Raw genomic sequence first — 13,881 nt, forward strand, 5'->3', positions numbered from 1 at the left:
GGTCAAATTCGAAGTCTTTATCCGGCGGTACGGAAGGTGAAGTTGATGCGTTGCTCGCCGAGTTTCGGATGATGGCCGTCCTTGATCGGTAACACACCGTGATAACGCAGGCGATCCACGCCACCCCAGACCACGATGTCACCATGGAACAGGGGAACGCGCTGACTTTTGTCGCTGCGTGCAAAGCCGCCGAACAGGAACATCGCCGGCAAGCCCAGGGATACCGAAACGATGGGGGCGGCGTAGGAATGTTCGTCCTTGTCCTGATGCAATGACATTTTTGCCCCTGGGATATAGCGGTTGATCAGGCAGGAATCCGGTGCAAAACCGGTGAAACCTGCTGCCTGCGCCGCCGCTTGCGCCATTTGGAAAAACACCTCAGGCATCATTGGCCAGGGCCGGCCGGTCTGTGGATCGTCGCGGGTGTACCGATAACCGCTGCGGTCAGTGGTCCAGCCGAATGTGCCGCAACTGCTCAGGGCGACCGACATGGTGAAACCGCCGGGTGTGACCATCTGCCGAAACGGCGCGGCCGCCAGCACTTCGTCCAGGGCAGGCAGCAAACGCTCCAGCCAGGGCAGGGCGAAGCCCCTGAGCACCCAGGACTGTTCGCCGATCTGCTCGCGCCTGGGCTGTTGCTCGGGTTCTGCATCGGCAAACAGATCGAAAGTCAGCGGATTCATGGGTTCATGACGCATCGTGAAAGATGATTCCAAGGGTATGCCGTTTGCCGCTGTGCAGGCGACTCACGCCGTGACGCAGGGTCACGCGGTAGTAACCGCGTGTCCCTTTGACCGGCCGCTGGTTGACCGCAAAGATCAACCCGTCACCTTGCTTCAGGCCGATGACCATCGGGCGTGACTGCATGCGCGGGCGCTGTTCAGTCAGGACAAATTCGCCGCCGGTGAAGTCTTGATCCGGGTCTGACAGCAGAATCGCCACTTGCAGTGGGAAAACGTGCTCACCGTATAGATCCTGATGCAAACAGTTGTAGTCCTGCGGACCGTATTGCAGCAACAAGGGTGTCGGACGGTCCTGACCAGCGGCATGGCAGCGTTCGAGGAAGGCTGGATGGGATTCAGGAAAGCGGACCAGCAAGCCCATCTGTTCATGCCAGCGATTGGCGATGGGCACCAGTCGCGGGTAGAGCGTGCTGCGCAAGCGGGCCACCAGTTCCGGCAGCGGGTAGCTGAAATACTTGTACTCGCCTCGGCCGAACCCGTGGCGAGCCATCACCACGTGGGAGCGAAACAGCTCGGTTCGAGGGTACAGGGCGCTGACCTGCTCGCAAGCCTTGTGGCTCAACAGTGACGGGATGACAGCGTAACCGTCCTGATCAAGTTGCTGCTCCAGTCGGGGCCAGTCCAGCCTGTCCAGATATTGCTCGCTCATTGCCGGGCCTCTTGTGGTTGAGGTGGCCAGTCTGCAAGGCACGGACGAAGCTGGCACTCCGCTGCTTGCGGTCGAACTGCGAGCGGGAGCCGACGTCCATTGTCGCTCCGGATCGCGTTACAGCGCTTTGCTGACGCTGATTTCGCTGATGACGTCGTCCTGTCCATGAATGGCATCCAGCGCCGCCCTGGCTTCTTCCGGGGTGCCGTTTTCAAGCTGGGCAAACTCGAAGCGGCGCTCACCGTTGAGTTTGTATTTGATGACGTACTTGGTCGTTTGGGCCACGGTTGTATCTGCCTGTCTTGTGTTTCGGGTTCGCTGATCAGCTCAGTTTCGTGCTGGAGCGGCGAATGATTTTGATCGAGTGCGTCAGGGTGGGTTTGCGCGTCACGCTGATAGCGCGGCGGTTGACGGTGTCGATCGTGATGTTCCAGAAGCCGGTGCTCGGGGCCGTGATGCGGGCCGGAAACGTGTCGAATGCACCGCCGTGATAGGTGTGACGACCGCCATTCTTGAAGCTGCGGAAGTTGGCGTCGTTCATCAAGCGGATGTTGCACATTTGGGAGCATTGAATGACGACAATGTCGTCTTCATTGAGGTGCTCGCGCTGATGGATAAATTTCATGAGGCGCCTCCAGAAGGGCTTTTTCTACAAAATCAAAACGATAGCATGGGCGATTGGCGCAGTTTATCAGCCCGAACGCCTTATTATCCGGCCGCTTCGACAATAAAAAATGCTTATTTCACATTTGATGAGCGATAAATCAGTTTGTCTCGGAGAAAAATCGCCGTTGCGCTGTCCGAGGGTCTTTATCGGAGGTTTGGTATGAAGTGGGGTTTGTGGGTGTTGCCGATGGCATTGACGATCAGTGGTTGTGCGAACGTCTCGGACATCAACGAGTCCTTGCCGACGATGAACGTGATTTCCGGCAAGAAGCCCCATGAATACGCGCAATGCCTGAGCGAAAAGCTGGCCGATAGCCGTGGCGCCTTGCAGATCCAGCCGCACAAGGATGGCTTGCGCGTGATCGTGCCGCTCAAGTTCTCCTCCGGTCCGTCCGCCGTGTTTGACATTGAAGAACGCTCCGGCGGCAGCAGCATCAAGCTGCACGAGAGCATGTCCAATGTCCCGGTAAGGCCAAAGGACGTTCAGAAAGCCGCCAACGAGTGCATTTCCGGCTGATAGACTATCGACCATCAGCACCGATGCCGCCCAAGCCCTGCTTTGGCGGCATTGTTATTTCTGGAGTCGAACATGAAGCGAGAGCAGGTCCGGGAGCGTCACGCAGAGGGTTTGATCTCTGCCACCCATGTGATTCAGAACCCGGCGGAGCTGGGGGAATGGATCGTGTTTTTCAAGAAAAGCGCCGGGCGCAGCTATTTCCTGGTGGATGACAATGATGAAGTCGAGTCCTTCAGCCGCCTTGATGATCTGATCGATACCGTGCGCGGGCTTGGAATCAAATTCGCCGAAATCCATCTGTAGGGCGTGGCGCCTTACCTGCAGATCACCACCACGTTGCGGCTCTTGTAGTTGCCGACATCGGCGCCGAGGGTCTTTTCGCTCTCTTTGAGCGCGGGGGTGCCATCGGTCCCGACAATCTTGTAGCCGGTGCCCGCGCAGGACGCATCGGCCTTTTCGTAGCACGCAGCCCAGGAGTTGGCTTCCCCGGAGCAGTCAATCGACAGGCCTTGCTCTCCGTTAGCCAGGTAGGTTGGTTCCGACGTTGCGCAGCCGCTCAGGGCCAATACCGTTAGCAAAGGCAAAACTTTATTCATGGCTTGATAACCGTCAGGGGGGGTGGGCTAAGGCTGAGACAGCGTCCCAGGCAAAAGGTTATAGCGAAAGGCCACTTCTTTTTCGGTGATCATGAAAAAGCCCTGCTCAGTGGCAGGGCTTTTCCCATCGGGTGTCGATCAGCTCTTGTCCTTGCCGCGTCGCTTGGGTTCCGGGTGCTCAAGCTCCAGCACCGAGGCCACTTCGATTGCCAGGGCTTCGGAAGGGAAAGGCCCGGCGATATTTTCACCAGCAACACTGGCCACCCACCATTGGCCGTCCTTCTCCTGATTGATCAGAAATCCGTTGACGCTTTTTACTGCCGACATCTACTTGCCTCGTTGTCTGGTTCAATCGCGCCATGATACCGCCAAACGCACTCAAGGGGTGCCGATGGGCGTATGGTGGTTGGTTCCGGGCGCTAGAAAACCGTGCATTTGCGCAGGTCTCTGCTATGCATAAGAGGCTGTGCAGCGACCTGCGCACTCTCGCAGGGAACTATCGGCAGGAATATTTCTCTATGTTGACATCGGTTAGCCAGCGCGGGGCATTGTAAGGTGCCCGCCGCCTGATTAGACTGCGCCGAAACTCGTACACACAGCCCTTTCAAGGACTTATATGATCAAGAAATGCTTGTTCCCAGCAGCCGGTTACGGTACTCGCTTCCTGCCAGCGACTAAAGCCATGCCCAAAGAAATGCTGCCGGTGGTGAACAAGCCACTGATCCAGTACGGCGTCGAAGAAGCACTGGATGCCGGTTTGACCGAAATCTCCATCGTCACCGGTCGCGGCAAGCGCGCCCTGGAAGATCACTTCGACATCAGCTACGAGCTGGAAAACCAGATCAAGGGCACCGACAAGGAGAAATACCTGGTCGGCATCCGCAAGCTGCTCGACGAGTGCTCGTTCTCCTACACCCGCCAGACCGAAATGAAAGGCCTGGGCCACGCGATCCTCACCGGCCGTCCACTGATCGGTGACGAACCGTTCGCCGTGGTACTGGCGGACGACCTGTGCGTCAACCTCGAAGGTGATGGCGTACTGACCCAGATGGTCAAGCTCTACAAGCAGTTCCGCTGCTCGATCGTCGCGATCATGGAAGTCGATCCGTCAGAGACCAGCAAGTACGGTGTAATCGCCGGCGAGATGATCCGCGACGACATCTACCGCGTACACAGCATGGTTGAAAAACCAAAGCCGGAAGACGCACCGTCGAACCTGGCCATCATCGGCCGCTACATCCTGACCCCGGACATCTTCGACCTGATCGAACAGACCGAGCCAGGCAAGGGTGGTGAAATCCAGATCACCGACGCCCTGATGAAACAGGCCCAGAACGGCTGCGTGATGGCCTACAAGTTCAAGGGCAAGCGTTTCGACTGCGGCGGCGCCGAAGGCTACATCGACGCGACCAACTTCTGCTTCGAGAACTTCTACAAGACGGGCAAGGCGTACTGATCGCCTGAGTTGCTCGTGTTGGAAATCGAACTTCGCTCTGTGTAAAAAACACAGGTGAGGGATCAAGCAAACGCCCCGACTTCGTTCGGGGCGTTTGCGTTTGTGCGGGTTCAGTTACGCAGGGGAGCGCAAGGTAGGTATCGCCTGACATCCATCGGTAGGACTTGCGAAAGAAAATCCTGATTTGTTAATTGCCGGCGCATACGATGATTGTTGCGGCTAAAAACCTCTGTGTTCAATGGGATATACCAGAACCGGTTTGCTCGGCGTGACTAATGTCGCGTCAAGGGCGCGCTTAAAGTCGCTGGGTTTTATGAGGAAATGGAGTTTCGTGAATGGTGTTAACAGGAAGCGTGACCCTAAAACGGTGGTTGGCTTTAAGCGTCCTGATGCTACCGGTACTGCTGGTAACAATTGACAATACGGTGCTTGGATTCGCGTTACCAAAAATTGCCGAGGCCCTGCGTCCTAGCGCTAGCCAGCAGTTGTGGATGATCGATGCTTATTCGCTGGTATTGGCGGGGTTGCTGGTGTCGATGGGTAGTCTGGGCGATCGAGTCGGTCATCGTAAGTTGTTGCTGGTCGGGTCCTTGGGTTTTGCGATTGTGTCGGTGCTAACCGCGTATTCCGATACCGCCGCGCAACTGATTGCCGGGCGAGCTTGTATGGGCGTTTTCGGTGCAATGCTGATGCCCTCGACATTGGCGTTGATACGTTCGGTGTTCGAGGACCGAGAAGAACGCAGGTTGGCAGTCGCGATCTGGGCAACGACATTGACAGTAGGTTCGGCACTCGGTCCTTTGGTGGGCGGTGTATTGCTGGAGTTCTTCAGTTGGGGGGCGATTTTCCTGTTGGCGGTGCCCGTGTTGGTGCCACTGCTGATATTGGGCCCAATGTTGTTGCCCGAATCCGAGCGAGATGCTTCAGGGCCGCTGGATCCGCTTAGCATCCTGCAATCGATGGTTGCCCTTGGTGCCATCGTTTATGGCATTAAACACAGCGCCAGTAATGGTATCGACTGGATGACGCTGACAGCGTTTGCAGTAGGCGCAGTTGCGGGCTGGATGTTTGTGCGTCGACAGTTACGTCTGCCAGTGCCGCTGATGGACCTGACTCTGTTCCGCAGTGGCACCTTTAGCGGCTCTGTCGCGATCAATTTGATGAGTCTCGCGTTTCTCGTCGGCTTCGTATTCTTTACCACTCAGTTCCTGCAGATCGTTCTTCAGATGTCGCCCTTGAGTGCCAGTCTCGCGTTGATTCCTGGTCAGGTCATGGCGATTGTAGTGGGGATGGCGGTCGTGCCTGTCGCACAGCGATTACAGGTGCATGTGCTGATACCGATTTTGATGGCGTTTGCTGGAGCGGCGTTTTTGCTGGTCGCCAGCATGGGCAGTAGCCTGACCGTTCTAGTGGTGGCTTTTGCCTTGCTGAACATTGGTGTGGGCGCGATCGCGACGGTGTCCAATGATGTGATTTTGTCAGCCGCACCACCGGCAAAGGCGGGCGCCGCGTCTGCCATTAGCGAAACGGCCTATGAAGTGGGTGTAGTTTTGGGGACGACAGTGCTCGGCGGAGTCGTCACCGCCTACTATCGTGGTGCATTGCAGCTTCCGGGGTTCCTGAGCGAAGTGCAGATGATGTTGGCGAGTGAGACGCTGTCTGGCGCCTATCATGTGGCGGCAGACTTGTCGGGTGATCAAGCAAGGGAATTGATGGCGCAGGCGGGAAGGGCATTCGAAGGTGGAATCGGTTTGGTTTCGTGGGTGACGTTCGGCTTGGCACTCATGGCGATTTTGATTGCTTGGCGCACTCTGCGGACATCGAAAACGCAATCTGCAGAGGAGCATTGATCGAAAACGAAGATTGGGCCGCGCATCGCACGGCCCGAGCATTTCAGCACAATGCTTGCTCAGCGGCCGTCCGCAGGTATGCTGTTGGCCTGCCGAGGAGATTGAAAATGGCCTACGATTTTGACCTTTATGTGATTGGTGCCGGTTCCGGCGGTGTGCGGGCTGCGCGGTTTGCCGCCGGGTTCGGTGCGAAAGTGGCCGTGGCCGAGAGCCGCTATCTGGGCGGGACCTGCGTGAACGTCGGCTGCGTGCCGAAAAAATTGCTGGTCTACGGTGCGCACTTCGCCGAAGACTTCGAGCAGGCTTCCGGTTTTGGCTGGAGCCTGGATGAGGCGCAGTTCGACTGGCCGACGTTGATCGCCAACAAGGACCGCGAGATCAATCGCCTCAATGGCATTTATCGCAATCTGCTGGTCAACAGCGGCGTGACCTTGCATGAAGGCCACGCGAAGATCGTCGACCCGCATCAGGTCGAGATCAATGGCGAGCGCTTTACCGCCAAAAACATCCTGATCGCCACCGGCGGCTGGCCGCAGATTCCGGAGATTCCGGGGCACGAGCATGCCATCAGTTCCAACCAGGCGTTCTTCCTCAAAGAGCTGCCCAAGCGCGTGTTGGTGGTGGGCGGTGGCTACATTGCGGTCGAGTTCGCCGGGATCTTCCACGGCTTGGGCGCCAAGACCACGCTGCTGTATCGCGGCGAATTGTTCCTGCGCGGCTTCGACGGTTCCGTGCGCAAGCATTTGCAGGAAGAGCTGACCAAGCGCGGCATGGACCTGCAATTCAATGCGGATATCGAGCGTATTGACAAGCAGGCCGATGGCAGCCTGAAGGTCACGCTCAAGGATGGTCGCCAGCTGGAAGCCGATTGCGTGTTCTACGCCACGGGTCGTCGTCCGATGCTGGACAATCTTGGGCTGGAAAACACCGGGGTCAAACTCGACGGGAAAGGCTTTGTCGAGGTCGATGAGCAGTATCAGACCGCCGAGCCGTCGATCCTGGCACTGGGCGATGTGATCGGCCGTGTTCAGCTGACACCGGTGGCCCTGGCTGAAGGCATGGCGGTGGCGCGACGCCTGTTCAAGCCGGAACAGTATCGTCCGGTGGATTACAAGATGATCCCGACGGCGGTGTTCAGCCTGCCGAACATCGGCACCGTGGGGTTGACCGAGGAGGAGGCTCGCGAAGCCGGCCACGAGGTGCAGATCTTCGAAAGCCGCTTCCGGCCGATGAAGCTGACCCTGACCGAGTGCCAGGAGCGCACGCTGATGAAACTGGTGGTGGACGCCAGGACCGACAAGGTCCTGGGTTGCCACATGGTCGGCCCGGAAGCCGGTGAAATCGTTCAGGGCCTGGCGATTGCCTTGAAGGCCGGCGCCACCAAGCGCGACTTCGACGAAACTATCGGGGTGCACCCGACGGCCGCCGAAGAGTTCGTCACCATGCGTACGCCGGTCGCCGGTTAAACGTCCTTCGCTGCGTCTGCCGCTGCCGCAAGGGTCGCGGCCAGACGCACGCGTTCTTCCAGATCCGCCCGGGTCTTGGCCAGATCCATTTCCAGTGACCTGTTGAGCTGCGACTGCTCGTCGACGTTCTGTTTGAGTGCCTGGCTTTCCAGCAGGGCGACCCGCAGGCGTTCCTGGAGGAGGGTGCGCTCGCCGTCGACGCGGGTGGCCTGTTCCAGCAACTGGTCCTGACGGGTATTGCTTTGCTTGAGCTGCTCTTGCAGCAGGCTCAGTTCTCGCAGGGTGCCGCGGTTTTCAGTTAGCAAGCGCTCATTGTCACGGTGCAATTGGGTGATTTCATCCTGGCGCACCAGCGCGCTTTGTTGTGCCTGGCGCAGTTCCATCTGTATCTGTTGCACCTGGCCTTCATGGCGACTCATTTCCTGTTCGCGCTGTTCCTTGACCGCATTGCGGTAGTGCTCCAGCGCGTCGCGAGTGTGCAGGTGCTTTTCTTCAAGGGAGCGGATCTGCTCGTCCTTGTCTTTCAAGCGCAATTCGAAATCGGCCAGTGCCTGGTTCAGCCCGGCGTTGCGGGTCTGCTCCGTTTGCAGCAGGGCGCGGGTTTCTTGCAGGGCCTCGGATTCCTGGGTCAGCGCCAGGCTTTGAAATTCGTATTGCTGGTGCAGTTCGCTGTTGGCCTCTTGCGCTTCGCTGAGCTGGTTATCCAGCGCTTTGCGTTGTTCTTCGTACTGCGCGCGCGCCTGGTCGATGGGTTCTTGCGCCTGCTCCTTGAGTCTCTGTGCGAGCCGCGCCACCAACGCCATCAGTTCGTCGTCGATCGGTTCCGACGGAGTTTCGACAGGTTCGACCCTGTCATCAAGCTCCTTGAGGTAGCGATGAATCGTGGTTTTCGAGCCGGTATTACCCATCTCGATGCGTACGGCATCGATGCTGGGGTTTTCGCCGCGGGCGAGGATCGCCAACCGAGCGGCTTGAACCACCGCTTTATTTACACCGCCGCGTGCCATGAGATCTCCCGGGTTTTGATGATGTGGTACGTACCACGTAAATACACATTGTACCATTCAATTCATAAAGTTAAATGTTGAATGTAACTGACACGGGATATACTGGTATTACCCCGCGTGATACACCCAGTACCGATTTTTGACCCGTTAAAGCAGTATGAATTCAAGAGTTGACCCCATGACTGAGCTGGATCGTTACCTGCAAGCCGCGACACGCGACAACACCCGTCGCAGCTATCGGGCAGCCATCGAACACTTCGAAGTGACGTGGGGCGGTTTTCTGCCGGCCACCGGCGATAGCGTGGCGCGCTACCTGGTGGCCCATGCCGGGGTGTTGTCGATCAATACGCTGAAGCTGCGCTTGTCGGCATTGGCCCAGTGGCACAACAGCCAGGGTTTTGCCGATCCCACCAAGGCGCCGGTGGTGCGCAAGGTGTTCAAGGGCATTCGCGCGCTGCACCCGGCCCAGGAAAAACAAGCCGAACCCTTGCAGCTTCAGCATCTGGAGCAGGTGGTCAGTTGTCTGGAGCTGGAAGTGCAAGTCGCCATGGCCGCAGGCGACCGAGCGGGTTTGCTGCGGGCCAGGCGCGACATGGCCTTGATCCTGCTGGGCTTCTGGCGCGGCTTTCGTAGCGATGAGTTGTGTCGGCTTCAGGTGGAACACGTGCAGGCCAGCGCCGGTTCCGGCATCAGTCTCTATCTGCCGCGCAGCAAGAGTGATCGCGACAACCTCGGCAAGACCTATCAGACGCCAGCCTTGCAACGCTTGTGTCCGGTGCAGGCTTATATCGACTGGATTACCGAGGCGGCACTGGTGCGGGGGCCGGTGTTCCGTGGCATCGACCGCTGGGGGCATCTGGGCGAGGAGGGATTGCACGCCAACAGTGTGATTCCGTTATTGCGTCAGGCGTTGGCCCGAGCAGGTATCGCTGGCGAGCTTTACACCAGTCACTCCTTGCGTCGCGGTTTTGCCACCTGGGCGCATCAGAGTGGCTGGGATTTGAAGTCGCTGATGAGCTATGTGGGCTGGAAAGACATGAAGTCAGCCATGCGTTACATCGAAACCAGTCCGTTCCTCGGCATGGCGCGCATCACGGAAAAGCCGGTGGAGTCCTAGATACCGGTTTCTTCTATTAATACCGCTGACTAATAGCGAAAGCCAATCAGCAGCATCAGGTTTGCCAATGAGTCAACCGTCCGTCGAGTGGGTAAAGTTCTCTCCATCAACTTCTTAACCCCTGACGGAGAGTCAACGATGCCTATCATCAACAGCCAAGTTAAACCGTTCAAAGCTGACGCATTCAAAAATGGCGACTTCGTAAAAGTCTCGGACGCTGACCTCAAAGGCAAGTGGTCTGTGGTGTTCTTCTACCCGGCCGACTTCACCTTCGTCTGCCCGACCGAGCTGGAAGACCTGGCCGACAACTACGACGCATTCCAGAAACTGGGCGTCGAGATCTACAGCGTTTCCACCGACACCCATTTCGCCCACGCTGCCTGGCACAACACTTCGCCAGCCATCGGCAAGATCCAGTACACCATGATCGGCGACCCGACCCACGCCATCTCCCGCAACTTCGACGTGCTGATCGAAGAAGCAGGCCTGGCTGACCGTGGCACCTTCGTGATCAACCCTGAAGGCCAGATCAAGATCGTTGAACTGAACGACGGCGGTGTAGGCCGTGACGCTTCCGAGCTGCTGCGCAAGATCAAGGCTGCCCAGTACGTCGCTGCTCACCCAGGTCAGGTTTGCCCAGCCAAGTGGAAAGAGGGCGAGGCCACTCTGGCGCCGTCCCTGGACCTGGTCGGCAAGATCTAAGTCTGTGACGCGCTTCATCAGGGCGCACTTGCGCACCTTCTAAGCAAGCTGCACCGCCCAATAAAAACGCCCGGGCGAGATTCGCTCGGGCGTTTTTTTGTCTCAAGAATTCAAGGAAATCGCCCGTATGTTGGACACCAATCTTAAAGCCCAGTTGAAATCGTACCTGGAACGGGTCACCCAGCCGATCGAGATCGTTGCTTCCCTCGACGACGGTGCGAAATCCCGGGAAATGCTCGAACTGTTGAAAGACGTTGCCAGTCTTTCTACCCAGATTACCTTGCTCGACAACGGCGATGATGCACGCAAGCCGTCGTTCTCGATCAATCGCCCCGGGGCCGATATCAGCCTGCGTTTCGCCGGCATCCCGATGGGCCACGAATTCACGTCCCTGGTGCTGGCCTTGCTGCAGGTCGGCGGTCACCCGTCCAAAGCCAGTGCCGAAGTGATCGAACAGATACGCTCGCTCAAGGGTGAGTTCAACTTCGAGACTTACTTCTCGCTGTCCTGCCAGAACTGCCCGGACGTGGTCCAGGCGCTGAACCTGATGGCGGTACTGAACCCGAACATTCGCCACGTCGCCATCGATGGCGCGCTGTTCCAGGCTGAAGTCGATGAGCGCCAGATCATGGCGGTCCCCAGCATCTACCTCAACGGTGTGAACTTCGGCCAGGGCCGCATGGGCCTGGAAGAAATCCTCGCCAGGATCGACACCCGCGGCGCCGAGCGTCAGGCCGAGAAGATCAGCGCCAAGGAAACCTTTGACGTGCTGGTGGTCGGCGGTGGTCCGGCCGGTGCTTCGGCGGCCATCTACGCGGCCCGCAAAGGCATCCGTACCGGCGTTGCGGCCGAGCGTTTTGGTGGGCAGGTGCTGGACACCATGGCCATCGAAAACTTCATCTCGGTGCAGGAAACCGAAGGGCCGAAACTGGCCGTGGCCCTGGAAGAGCACGTCAAGCAGTACGACGTGGATATCATGAATCTGCAACGCGCAGACAAATTGATCGCTGGCAGAGACGGTCAGGTGCACGAAGTCCACTTCGCCAGCGGCGCGAAGCTCAAGGCCAGGGCCGTGATCCTCGCAACCGGCGCGCGGTGGCGTGAAATGAACGTGCCGGGTGAGCAGCAGTACCGCAACAAGGGCGTGGCGTACTGCCCGCACTGTGACGGCCCGCTGTTCAAGGGCAAGCGCGTGGCGGTGATTGGCGGCGGCAACTCCGGCGTCGAAGCGGCCATCGACCTGGCCGGTATCGTGTCCCATGTCACGCTGCTGGAGTTCGACGTGCAGTTGCGAGCCGATGCGGTATTGCAGCGCAAGTTGCACAGCCTGCCGAACGTCACCGTGATCACCAGTGCGCAAACCACTGAAGTCACCGGCGATGGCCAGAAGGTCAACGGCCTGCGCTACAGGGATCGTCAGAGTGACGAATTGCGCAGTGTGGAACTGGAAGGGATCTTTGTGCAGATCGGTTTGTTGCCTAATACCGATTGGCTCAAGGGCACCATCGAGTTGTCGCCCCGTGGCGAGATCATCGTCGACGCTCGCGGTGAAACGTCGGTGCCGGGGGTGTTCGCCGCCGGCGACGTGACCACGGTGCCGTACAAGCAGATCGTGATCGCGGTGGGCGAGGGCGCCAAGGCTTCACTGAGTGCCTTCGATCACTTGATCCGCACTTCTGCACCGGCATAAACCCCGGCACTGAAAACACAAAACCCCATGAGCGATCATGGGGTTTTTTTGTGCCCGCCATGCGCGGTGTGCCTCTGTAGGAGCGAGCCTGCTCGCGAAAGCGGAACTGTCAGTCACATCAATTTTGTATGGACTGGCGCTATCGCGAGCAGGCTCGCTCCTACAGTGGGTTTGTGGCGGATTTTAGAGTGGTGCGGGCTGAATGATCTCGACCCAGTAGGCGTCCGGGTCCTTGATGAACGCCAGGCTCTTCATGCGGCCATCGCTCAGGCGTTTCTGGAAATTGCAGCCCAGTACTTCAAAGCGCTCGCAGGCGGCGACGATGTCCGGTACCGAAATGCAGATGTGGCCGAAACCGCGTGGGTCGGTGTTGCCATTGTGGTAGGCGAAATCCGCATCGTTCTCTGTGCCGTGGTTGTGAGTCAGTTCCAGAATGCCGGGGATCGATTTCATCCACTCGGTGCGTGCGGCGGCGTCCGCCGGGATCTGGTTCTTGTCCACCAGTGCCAGGAAATAAAGGCTGAATTCGGCTTCCGGGAAATCGCGTTTTTCCACCAGGGTAAAACCCAGGATGCGTGTGTAGAAGTCCAGAGACCTGGTGATGTCCTTGACCCGCAGCATGGTGTGGTTGAAGACAAAATTCTGTGTAGCGGCGTCCGGTTGGGCGGTGACGCCGGGGAATGTGTTCAATTCGTGCAGGCTCATGGGCCCTCCGGGAAATATGTGGGCTAACGAATGGTGACAATGATACGCAAGGGTTCGGACATCACCAAACCCAAACAGTCGGCTATTGCCTGACAGCCGGCCTGGGCCCAGACTTTACGGCTTGATCCTTGAGTGCCCGTTGCGATGATTCGACTCCCTAACCTGCTGTTCATCCTGCTAAGCGTGTTTTCGCTGGCTGGCGTTGCTCGTGCAGATGCGCCAGTAGTCACTTGGCCGGAAGGCTGGCAGGTCGAAGAAGTGCCTGAGTCGGCGTCGGGGGTCAGTCGCCAGCGGGCGGTGAAAAATGATCAGAATGGATCGCCGCTCATGGTGATGGAACTGACCATGAGTCCGGTGCAAAGCGATCACCGGGTAAACCTCGAAGGCGTATTGCTGGAGATGCGCAAGTCGGTTCAAAAAGACTTCTTTCAGGGCGGGTATCAAAGTGTCTGCACGCGCATTCATTCGACGACCTTGAGTCGATTGGCCGCGCTGGAAACAACCTGCACCATCACGCAAAACGGCAGGCATGTGCTTTCTCAAACATTGGTGGCCGCAGTGGATGCCGATAAGGCCTATGTTCTTTCCTACGCAGGGCAGGCTGAGGCTTATAAGGCGAGCCAGGGGGAAATAGACGCTGCCCGTAACAGCTTGAAACTTTAGTGCGCGACAGTGCTTTTTCGATGCATGAAGAAAATTTTAGATATCCAAATGGAT

At 58.0% G+C, this 13,881-nt stretch carries 17 protein-coding genes; 9 read left to right on the plus strand and 8 right to left on the minus strand.

Going from position 1 to position 13,881, the window contains the following annotated elements:
- Window positions 1-17 precede the first annotated feature (17 nt).
- From alkB to ACM6J5_RS00215, 4 genes are all read right to left on the minus strand, one after another.
- Entirely contained in the window at window positions 18-698 is a 681-nt protein-coding gene (gene alkB / locus ACM6J5_RS00200; RefSeq protein ID WP_095945057.1) for a DNA oxidative demethylase AlkB, read from the minus strand.
- On the minus strand, window positions 688-1,392 hold the full coding sequence (locus ACM6J5_RS00205; protein ID WP_095945058.1) for a 2OG-Fe(II) oxygenase: 705 nt from the start codon (window positions 1,390-1,392) through the stop codon (window positions 688-690). Before ACM6J5_RS00205 ends, alkB begins: the two co-directional genes overlap by 11 nt.
- 117 nt (window positions 1,393-1,509) lie before the next feature.
- A complete protein-coding gene (locus ACM6J5_RS00210; RefSeq protein ID WP_008053023.1) occupies window positions 1,510-1,677 on the minus strand; it encodes a hypothetical protein in 168 nt (55 codons plus the stop codon).
- Between the two features lie 37 nt (window positions 1,678-1,714).
- Complete coding sequence (locus ACM6J5_RS00215) at window positions 1,715-2,017, minus strand: DUF1883 domain-containing protein (protein ID WP_007912251.1); 303 nt, start codon at window positions 2,015-2,017, stop codon at window positions 1,715-1,717.
- Window positions 2,018-2,218: 201 nt separating this feature from the next.
- On the opposite strand from ACM6J5_RS00215, the gene ACM6J5_RS00220 reads away from it, so the two are divergent.
- A complete protein-coding gene (locus ACM6J5_RS00220; RefSeq protein WP_095945059.1) occupies window positions 2,219-2,575 on the plus strand; it encodes a hypothetical protein in 357 nt (118 codons plus the stop codon).
- A 72-nt stretch (window positions 2,576-2,647) separates the two neighbouring features.
- Window positions 2,648-2,878 carry a hypothetical protein gene (locus ACM6J5_RS00225; RefSeq protein ID WP_046038394.1) on the plus strand — a complete coding sequence of 77 codons (231 nt, stop codon included), beginning with the start codon at window positions 2,648-2,650 and terminating at the stop codon, window positions 2,876-2,878.
- Window positions 2,879-2,889: 11 nt separating this feature from the next.
- Here ACM6J5_RS00225 and ACM6J5_RS00230 read toward each other — a convergent pair whose 3' ends face one another.
- Both ACM6J5_RS00230 and ACM6J5_RS00235 read right to left on the minus strand, forming a co-directional pair.
- On the minus strand, window positions 2,890-3,171 hold the full coding sequence (locus ACM6J5_RS00230) for a hypothetical protein (RefSeq protein ID WP_095945060.1): 282 nt from the start codon (window positions 3,169-3,171) through the stop codon (window positions 2,890-2,892).
- 138 nt (window positions 3,172-3,309) lie between these two features.
- On the minus strand, window positions 3,310-3,498 hold the full coding sequence (locus ACM6J5_RS00235) for a hypothetical protein (RefSeq protein WP_007985505.1): 189 nt from the start codon (window positions 3,496-3,498) through the stop codon (window positions 3,310-3,312).
- Between the two features lie 289 nt (window positions 3,499-3,787).
- On the opposite strand from ACM6J5_RS00235, the gene galU reads away from it, so the two are divergent.
- The 3 genes from galU to gorA all read left to right on the plus strand — a co-directional run bounded on the left by galU (window position 3,788) and on the right by gorA (window position 7,943).
- Window positions 3,788-4,627, plus strand: a complete 840-nt coding sequence (gene galU / locus ACM6J5_RS00240) for a UTP--glucose-1-phosphate uridylyltransferase GalU (RefSeq protein WP_095945062.1) — start codon at window positions 3,788-3,790, stop codon at window positions 4,625-4,627.
- A gap of 335 nt (window positions 4,628-4,962) precedes the next feature.
- Window positions 4,963-6,477 carry an MFS transporter gene (locus tag ACM6J5_RS00245; protein WP_414927546.1) on the plus strand — a complete coding sequence of 505 codons (1,515 nt, stop codon included), beginning with the start codon at window positions 4,963-4,965 and terminating at the stop codon, window positions 6,475-6,477.
- 107 nt (window positions 6,478-6,584) lie between these two features.
- A complete protein-coding gene (gene gorA / locus ACM6J5_RS00250; RefSeq protein ID WP_414927547.1) occupies window positions 6,585-7,943 on the plus strand; it encodes a glutathione-disulfide reductase in 1,359 nt (452 codons plus the stop codon).
- Here the strand turns inward: gorA and ACM6J5_RS00255 are convergent.
- Window positions 7,940-8,950, minus strand: a complete 1,011-nt coding sequence (locus tag ACM6J5_RS00255) for a DNA-binding protein (protein WP_414927548.1) — start codon at window positions 8,948-8,950, stop codon at window positions 7,940-7,942. The genes gorA and ACM6J5_RS00255 overlap by 4 nt on opposite strands.
- A gap of 178 nt (window positions 8,951-9,128) precedes the next feature.
- On the opposite strand from ACM6J5_RS00255, the gene ACM6J5_RS00260 reads away from it, so the two are divergent.
- The 3 genes from ACM6J5_RS00260 to ahpF all read left to right on the plus strand — a co-directional run bounded on the left by ACM6J5_RS00260 (window position 9,129) and on the right by ahpF (window position 12,459).
- A complete protein-coding gene (locus ACM6J5_RS00260; RefSeq protein ID WP_150673958.1) occupies window positions 9,129-10,067 on the plus strand; it encodes a site-specific integrase in 939 nt (312 codons plus the stop codon).
- Window positions 10,068-10,205: 138 nt separating this feature from the next.
- Window positions 10,206-10,769 carry an alkyl hydroperoxide reductase subunit C gene (gene ahpC / locus ACM6J5_RS00265; RefSeq protein WP_007975937.1) on the plus strand — a complete coding sequence of 188 codons (564 nt, stop codon included), beginning with the start codon at window positions 10,206-10,208 and terminating at the stop codon, window positions 10,767-10,769.
- A gap of 127 nt (window positions 10,770-10,896) precedes the next feature.
- Window positions 10,897-12,459, plus strand: a complete 1,563-nt coding sequence (ahpF, locus tag ACM6J5_RS00270; protein WP_414927549.1) for an alkyl hydroperoxide reductase subunit F — start codon at window positions 10,897-10,899, stop codon at window positions 12,457-12,459.
- Window positions 12,460-12,642: 183 nt separating this feature from the next.
- On the opposite strand, the gene gloA is transcribed toward ahpF, so the two are convergent.
- Complete coding sequence (gene gloA, locus ACM6J5_RS00275) at window positions 12,643-13,164, minus strand: lactoylglutathione lyase (protein WP_414927550.1); 522 nt, start codon at window positions 13,162-13,164, stop codon at window positions 12,643-12,645.
- Between the two features lie 144 nt (window positions 13,165-13,308).
- Here gloA and ACM6J5_RS00280 point away from each other — a divergent pair, with 144 nt between their 5' ends.
- The gene (locus tag ACM6J5_RS00280; RefSeq protein ID WP_414927551.1) at window positions 13,309-13,827 is read left to right on the plus strand and encodes a DUF4946 domain-containing protein; all 519 of its coding nucleotides are present in this window, start codon (window positions 13,309-13,311) and stop codon (window positions 13,825-13,827) included.
- Window positions 13,828-13,881 lie beyond the last annotated feature (54 nt).

Source organism: Pseudomonas sp. IT-P74 (genome assembly GCF_949768175.1).
Lineage (GTDB): Bacteria > Pseudomonadota > Gammaproteobacteria > Pseudomonadales > Pseudomonadaceae > Aquipseudomonas.

Bases quoted from the DNA above. Each gene is read 5' to 3' on its own strand.
- ahpC (WP_007975937.1), top strand. From the start codon at position 10,206: ATGCCTATCATCAACAGCCAAGTTAAACCGTTCAAAGCTGACGCATTC.
- ACM6J5_RS00245 (WP_414927546.1), top strand. From the start codon at position 4,963: ATGGTGTTAACAGGAAGCGTGACCCTAAAACGGTGGTTGGCTTTAAGC.
- ACM6J5_RS00230 (WP_095945060.1), bottom strand. From the start codon at position 3,171: ATGAATAAAGTTTTGCCTTTGCTAACGGTATTGGCCCTGAGCGGCTGC.
- ahpF (WP_414927549.1), top strand. From the start codon at position 10,897: ATGTTGGACACCAATCTTAAAGCCCAGTTGAAATCGTACCTGGAACGG.
- gorA (WP_414927547.1), top strand. From the start codon at position 6,585: ATGGCCTACGATTTTGACCTTTATGTGATTGGTGCCGGTTCCGGCGGT.
- ACM6J5_RS00235 (WP_007985505.1), bottom strand. From the start codon at position 3,498: ATGTCGGCAGTAAAAAGCGTCAACGGATTTCTGATCAATCAGGAGAAG.
- ACM6J5_RS00205 (WP_095945058.1), bottom strand. From the start codon at position 1,392: ATGAGCGAGCAATATCTGGACAGGCTGGACTGGCCCCGACTGGAGCAG.
- galU (WP_095945062.1), top strand. From the start codon at position 3,788: ATGATCAAGAAATGCTTGTTCCCAGCAGCCGGTTACGGTACTCGCTTC.
- ACM6J5_RS00225 (WP_046038394.1), top strand. From the start codon at position 2,648: ATGAAGCGAGAGCAGGTCCGGGAGCGTCACGCAGAGGGTTTGATCTCT.
- ACM6J5_RS00220 (WP_095945059.1), top strand. From the start codon at position 2,219: ATGAAGTGGGGTTTGTGGGTGTTGCCGATGGCATTGACGATCAGTGGT.
- ACM6J5_RS00280 (WP_414927551.1), top strand. From the start codon at position 13,309: ATGATTCGACTCCCTAACCTGCTGTTCATCCTGCTAAGCGTGTTTTCG.
- ACM6J5_RS00215 (WP_007912251.1), bottom strand. From the start codon at position 2,017: ATGAAATTTATCCATCAGCGCGAGCACCTCAATGAAGACGACATTGTC.
- ACM6J5_RS00260 (WP_150673958.1), top strand. From the start codon at position 9,129: ATGACTGAGCTGGATCGTTACCTGCAAGCCGCGACACGCGACAACACC.
- ACM6J5_RS00255 (WP_414927548.1), bottom strand. From the start codon at position 8,950: ATGGCACGCGGCGGTGTAAATAAAGCGGTGGTTCAAGCCGCTCGGTTG.
- gloA (WP_414927550.1), bottom strand. From the start codon at position 13,164: ATGAGCCTGCACGAATTGAACACATTCCCCGGCGTCACCGCCCAACCG.
- alkB (WP_095945057.1), bottom strand. From the start codon at position 698: ATGCGTCATGAACCCATGAATCCGCTGACTTTCGATCTGTTTGCCGAT.